The sequence below is a fragment of the Micrococcus sp. KRD128 genome (genome assembly GCF_017168395.1).
GTDB classification, from domain to species: domain Bacteria; phylum Actinomycetota; class Actinomycetes; order Actinomycetales; family Micrococcaceae; genus Micrococcus; species Micrococcus luteus.
The window spans coordinates 1-390 of record NZ_JABFAX010000034.1; the positions used below are offsets into that span (position 1 = coordinate 1).

1 pseudogene is annotated in these 390 nt (G+C 42.3%); it reads right to left on the reverse strand.

Going from position 1 to position 390, the window contains the following annotated elements:
- Window positions 1-275 (reverse strand): annotated as a pseudogene (gene dhaK1, locus J1M44_RS11295) (dihydroxyacetone kinase subunit DhaK1); the annotation flags it as partial.
- Window positions 276-390 lie beyond the last annotated feature (115 nt).

Here is a 390-nt window from a genome sequence, read left to right on the forward strand (position 1 = left end):
GCTTTAATACCTTCATAAATTTGGTCGGGAGTTGGGGAAGTGAAAACATCACCGCACACAGCCGCAGACAACATTCCGCGACCCACATAACCAGCATGAGCCGGCTCGTGACCAGAACCTCCACCGCTTACAAGTCCGACTTTTCCTGGACGTTTATCATTTCTTGCAATGACGCGAGTTCCTTCGACACGGTGAACAACATCAGCATGCGATTTAACTAAACCTTCCACCATCTGTTCTACTACTTGATCAGTACCGTTAAGAATCTTCTTCATCTGACAAAAAACCTCCTTTATAATAGTCCTCTTACCTCAATTTCCCTTTACTAGAAAGTCAAAACGTGGTTGCTGTCTTTATTATACAACTTATAAAATGAAAACGCTTTAAAAC